This window comes from Methylibium sp. T29, assembly GCF_000576205.1.
Lineage (GTDB): Bacteria > Pseudomonadota > Gammaproteobacteria > Burkholderiales > Burkholderiaceae_C > Methylibium > Methylibium petroleiphilum.
This window is the reverse complement of sequence record NZ_AZND01000237.1, coordinates 1-5,006: the sequence shown is the minus strand read 5'-3', so window position 1 is coordinate 5,006 and position 5,006 is coordinate 1. Positions and strand designations below refer to the sequence as shown.

At 71.2% G+C, this 5,006-nt stretch carries 3 protein-coding genes and 3 pseudogenes; 2 read left to right on the top strand and 4 right to left on the bottom strand.

Annotated features, from left to right (window positions below; all coding sequences use genetic code 11):
- Positions 1–1,493 (top strand): annotated as a pseudogene (locus x551_RS18385) (AMP-binding protein); the annotation flags it as partial.
- Positions 1,494–1,511: 18 nt separating this feature from the next.
- Positions 1,512–2,321 (top strand): enoyl-CoA hydratase, encoded by an 810-nt coding sequence (locus tag x551_RS18380; protein ID WP_036234044.1) that lies wholly within the window; start codon positions 1,512–1,514, stop codon positions 2,319–2,321.
- A gap of 18 nt (positions 2,322–2,339) precedes the next feature.
- Here x551_RS18380 and x551_RS18375 read toward each other — a convergent pair.
- The 4 genes and pseudogenes from x551_RS18375 to x551_RS25930 all read right to left on the bottom strand — a co-directional run.
- A pseudogene (locus x551_RS18375) lies at positions 2,340–4,009 on the bottom strand (NAD(P)/FAD-dependent oxidoreductase).
- Between the two features lie 49 nt (positions 4,010–4,058).
- On the bottom strand, positions 4,059–4,226 hold the full coding sequence (locus x551_RS26225; protein ID WP_011829037.1) for a hypothetical protein: 168 nt from the start codon (positions 4,224–4,226) through the stop codon (positions 4,059–4,061).
- Between the two features lie 33 nt (positions 4,227–4,259).
- A complete protein-coding gene (locus tag x551_RS23690; RefSeq protein WP_152543580.1) occupies positions 4,260–4,643 on the bottom strand; it encodes a hypothetical protein in 384 nt (127 codons plus the stop codon).
- A pseudogene (locus tag x551_RS25930) lies at positions 4,604–5,006 on the bottom strand (hypothetical protein); the annotation flags it as partial. The gene x551_RS23690 and the pseudogene x551_RS25930, both read right to left, overlap by 40 nt.

Sequence of the window (5,006 nt, the reverse complement as noted above, 5' to 3'; positions counted from 1 at the left end):
TTCGGCGCGGCTCGCCGCGGCGCTGCGGCGCGCTCGGCGTGGCGCGCGGCAGCACCGTCAGCGTGATGCTGCCCAACACGCCGGAGATGGTGGAGGCGCACTACGCGGTGCCGGCGCTGAACGCGGTGCTGAACACGCTGAACACCCGGCTCGACGCCGCGCTGCTGGCCTGGCAGATGAACCACTGCGAGGCCCAGGTGCTGATCACCGACCGCGAGTTCGCGCCGACCATCGCCGAGGCGCTGCGGCTGCTGCGCAGCGAGCACGGCCGTTCTCCGATCGTCATCGACGTCTGCGACAGCGAGTACGCCGGTCCGGGCGACCGGCTCGGCACGCACGAGTACGAGGCATTGTTGGCCGCCCACGCGCCGCTGGCGCGGCTCGATGGTCCGGCCGACGAATGGGACGCCATCGCCGTCAGCTACACCTCGGGGACCACCGGCGACCCCAAGGGCGTGGTGACCCACCACCGCGGCGCCTACCTGAACGCGGTGAGCAACGCGGCCACCTGGACCATGCCGCACTTCCCGACCTACCTGTGGACGCTGCCGATGTTCCACTGCAACGGCTGGTGCTTCCCGTGGACGATCGCGATGCTGGGGGGCACGCACGTGTGCCTGCGCCGGGTCGATGCGCCCAGCATCCTCGGAGCGATGCGCGAGCACCGCGTCGATCACTACTGCGCTGCCCCGATCGTGCACAACTTGCTGATCGCCGCGCCCGACGAGCTGCGCGCCGGCATCACGCAGAAGGTGCGCGGCATGGTGGCGGGTGCCGCGCCGCCGGCCGCGATGATCGAGGGCATGGCGAAACTGGGCTTCGACATCACCCATGTCTACGGCCTCACCGAGGTCTACGGTCCGGCCGCCGTGGCGGTGAAGCGCGCCAGCTGGGCCGGCGAGAGCCTGTCCGAGCAGACGCGGCTCAACGGCCGCCAGGGCGTGCGCTACGCGCTGCAGGAGGGCATGACGGTGCTGGACCCCGAGACGATGGTCGAGACGCCGGCCGACGGCCAGACGATGGGCGAGATCATGTTCCGCGGCAACATCGTGATGAAAGGCTACCTGAAGAACCCCCAGGCGAGCGCTGCGGCTTTCGCGGGTGGCTGGTTCCACACCGGCGACCTGGCGGTGATGGAACCGGACCGCTACGTCAAGATCAAGGACCGCAGCAAGGACATCATCATCTCCGGCGGCGAGAACATCAGCTCCATCGAGGTCGAGGACGCGCTCTACCGGCACCCGGCGGTGATGGCCTGCGCGGTGGTCGCGAGACCCGACCCGAAGTGGGGCGAGACGCCGGTCGCCTACGTGGAGCTCAAGCCCGGCGCCGAGGTGAGCGCGGCGGAACTGGTCACCCACTGCAAGTCGCTGCTGGCCGGCTACAAGGCGCCGAAGGAGGTGCGCTTCGAAGCCATCCCCAAGACCTCGACCGGGAAGATCCAGAAATTCCAGCTGCGTGAGCGGGCCCGCTCGACGCAGGCGATCGAATAGCAACGCGCAGGAGCCGAGATGTCCGTCACCGAAAGAGACGACCCGTTCGTGCTGAAGACGCAGGATGCCCGCGGCGTCGTCACGCTGACACTGAACCGCCCGCACGCCTTCAATGCGCTGTCCGAAGGCATGCTGGCCGCGCTGCAAGCCGAGCTGGATGCGGTGGCGGCGGATGCCTCGTCGCGCGTGGTCGTGCTCGCCGCCAGCGGCAAGGCCTTCTGTGCAGGCCACGATCTCAAGCAGATGCGCGCCGCGCCCTCGCTCGGCTACTACGAGACGCTGTTCGCGCAGTGCACGCGCGTCATGCTGAGCCTCCAGAACCTGCCGGTGCCGGTGATCGCCCGTGTGCAGGGCCTCGCCACTGCGGCCGGTTGCCAGCTCGTCGCGATGTGCGACCTGGCGGTCGCGGCGCGCGAAGCGCGCTTCGCCGTGAGCGGCGTCAACCTCGGACTGTTCTGCTCGACGCCCAGCGTGGCGCTGGCGCGCAACCTGCCGCGCAAACAGGCGATGGAGATGCTGCTCACCGGAGATTTCATCAGTGCCGAGGAGGCGCGCGAGCGCGGTCTCGTCAACCGCGTGGCCGAGGCCGATCGGCTCGACGCCGAGGTGGAGCAACTGGTGCAGCGCATCGTCGCCAAGCCGCGCGTCGCGATCGCGGTCGGCAAGGCCCAGTTCTACCGCCAGGTCGAGGCCGGCATCGCGTCGGCCTACGAGATCGCCGGGCAGGCGATGGCCTGCAACATGATGGACGAGGCAGCGCTGGAGGGCGTGCAGGCCTTCATCGACAAACGCAGCCCGACCTGGGCGGACGCCGAGCCGGGCCGCTAGCGACGTTGCCCCGGCTCGTCAGCCGGCGAGCCCCAGCATGCGTGCGCCCAGCGCCTCGGCCACCTCGATCCCATCCACGCCGGCCGACATGATGCCGCCCGCATAGCCGGCGCCTTCGCCGGCCGGGTAGAGCCCCACGACGTTGAGGCTCTGGTAGTCCTTGCCCCGCGTGATGCGCAGCGGTGACGAGGTGCGCGTTTCCACGCCGGTGAGCACGGCGTCGGGCAGCGAGAACCCGGCGATCTGCTTGTCGAACGCCGGGAGGGCCTCGCGGATCGCGTCGATCGCGTAGTCGGGCAGGCTGGCGTTGCCGGACTGGGCCAGGTCGGTCAGGTGCACGCCCGGCTTGTAGGAGGGCAACACGCTGCCCCAGGCGGTGCTGGGCCGGCCGACCAGGAAATCGCCGAGCCGCTGGCCCGGCGCCTCGTAGCTGCGCCCGCCCAACTCGTAGGCACGCGACTCCCAGTAGCGCTGGAAGGCGATGCCGTCGAGCGGGTTCACCGGACCTTCGGTCAGGCCGTCCTGCCGGTAGTCCTGCGGTGTGATGCCGACCACGATGCCGGCATTGGCGTTGCGTTCGTTGCGCGAATACTGGCTCATGCCATTGGTGACCACGCGCCCCGGCTCGGACGTGGCGGCGACCACCGTGCCGCCCGGACACATGCAGAAGCTGTAGACCGAGCGGCCGTTGCGCGCGTGGTGGACCAGCTTGTAGTCGGCCGCGCCGAGGAGCGGGTGGCCGGCATTCGGGCCGAAGCGCGCCTTGTCGATCAGGCCCTGCGGATGCTCGATGCGGTAGCCGATCGAGAACGGCTTGGCCTCCAGGTAGACGCCGCGCCGCTGCAGCATCTCGAAGGTGTCGCGTGCGCTGTGGCCGAGGGCGAGCACCACGTGGTCGGCGCGCAGTTGCTCACCCGAAGCCAGTGTGACGCCGCGGAGATGGCCGTCCTCGATCAGCACGTCGGTCACACGCTGCTGGAAGCGGATCTCGCCGCCCAGCGCCTCGATGTCGGCGCGCATCTTCTCGACCATGCTCACCAGCCGGAAGGTGCCGATGTGCGGCTTGGCGACGTAGAGGATCTCCTCCGGCGCGCCGGCCTTCACGAACTCGGTCAGCACCTTGCGCGTCAGGTGGCGCGGGTCGCTGATCTGGCTCCACAGCTTGCCGTCGGAGAAGGTGCCGGCACCCCCTCGCCGAACTGCACGTTCGATTCGGGGTCGAGCACGCGGCGCCGCCACAGACCCCAGGTGTCCTGGGTGCGCTCGCGCACCGCCTTGCCGCGTTCCAGCACGATCGGGCGCAGGCCCATCTGCGCCAGGATCAAGGCCGCGAAGATGCCGCAGGGGCCGAAGCCGATGACCAGCGGACGCAGCGGCGGCGCCGTGCCCGCGGCTGCGGCGTAGTAGCCGTCCGGCGCCTGTCCGACGAAGCGGTACCGGGTGTCCGGCGCCGGCCGCACGTGCGGGTCGCTGCCGAGCCGGGCTCGCACGGCGGCCTCGTCGGCCACTTCGCAATCGACGGTGTAGATCAGCACCACCGCCGTCTTGCGGCGCGCGTCGTAGCTGCGCTTGAAGACGGTGAAGGACTGCAGCTGCGCGTCGGCGATGCCCAGGCGCGCTACCACCGCGGGACGCAGCGCGTCCTCGGCGTGGTTCAGCGGCAGGCGCAGTTCGGTGATTCGCAGCATCGGTGCGAGGCCCCGGCCGGTGCCGGCGCGGCCGCGCGGTGCTCCGGGATCAGCCGCCCTTCTTGGAGCGCTTGCCCGGATTCTTCTTGCTGCGGGTGTGCGAACCGCGCTCCAGGCTGACCTTCTGGCCGCGGCCTGGCGTGAACACCACGCCGGTCGGCGGGGTGGGGCGGGGGGTGGCACGGCGGTCGGCTTCGGTCTTGATCTGGTTGCCCATGTCGGCTCCGGTAGGAATTGGCGAAACCCAGGATTAGGCCACAGGTCGCGCTGGCGAGCCGCCGCGGCGTGCGATCCCGTCGCTGCCCGCGGCCCCGATCGCGTCGCCGGCGGCGGGGTAGAGCCGCAGCAACAGCTCGCGGCTGCCGTCGCTCAGCAGCGCCTGCAACTGTGCCCGCAGGTGCTGCACGTCCTCCGGGTCGTCGCCGCCCTCGCGGGCCGACCAGAGCGCGGCCAGCAGTTCGGCGCGCGGCTGCAGCACCTGGCTCACCGCGTCGTGCCAGAAGTCGGGCTGCTCGGCCTCGGCCCAGTCGCCGCGACCGCGGCCGTAATGGGCCACCGCCAGGTAGCCCAGCAGCGCCGAATGCGCGAGGCCGGTCAGCACCTCGTCGGTCCAGGCCAGCGACGGCGCTTCCACGCCGCGCACCAGGTTGTAGCCGCGCGCCAGCCGGCGGCCCCCAGCGCGCCGAGCACGCCGCCGGCCAGCAGGCCCCCGCCGAGCGTGAGGCCGCCGGTGGCGATGTCGGCCTTCAGCCCGGCCAGCGCGCCGGTCAGCAGCCCGCCCAGCACCGCGGCCTTGCCCTCGCTGGCCGGCTCCCGCACCGCGTAGTGCTCGGCCAGGCGCGTCAGCACTCTCTCGGTCGCCCGGCCGTCCAGACCGTGCAGGTGGATCAGCCGGTCGGTCGAGGCGCGGACGTCGGCGTCGAGTCGCTCGGCCAGCGCCTGCATCGCCCGTTCGCGCGGCGTGACCGTGCCCTCGCGACGCAGGCCGAGCGCCGCG

Excerpts from the sequence above, each read along its gene's own strand:
- x551_RS26225 (WP_011829037.1), bottom strand. The coding sequence starts at position 4,226 with ATGGGCAACCAGATCAAGACCGAAGCCGACCGCCGTGCCACCCCCCGC.
- x551_RS18380 (WP_036234044.1), top strand. The coding sequence starts at position 1,512 with ATGTCCGTCACCGAAAGAGACGACCCGTTCGTGCTGAAGACGCAGGAT.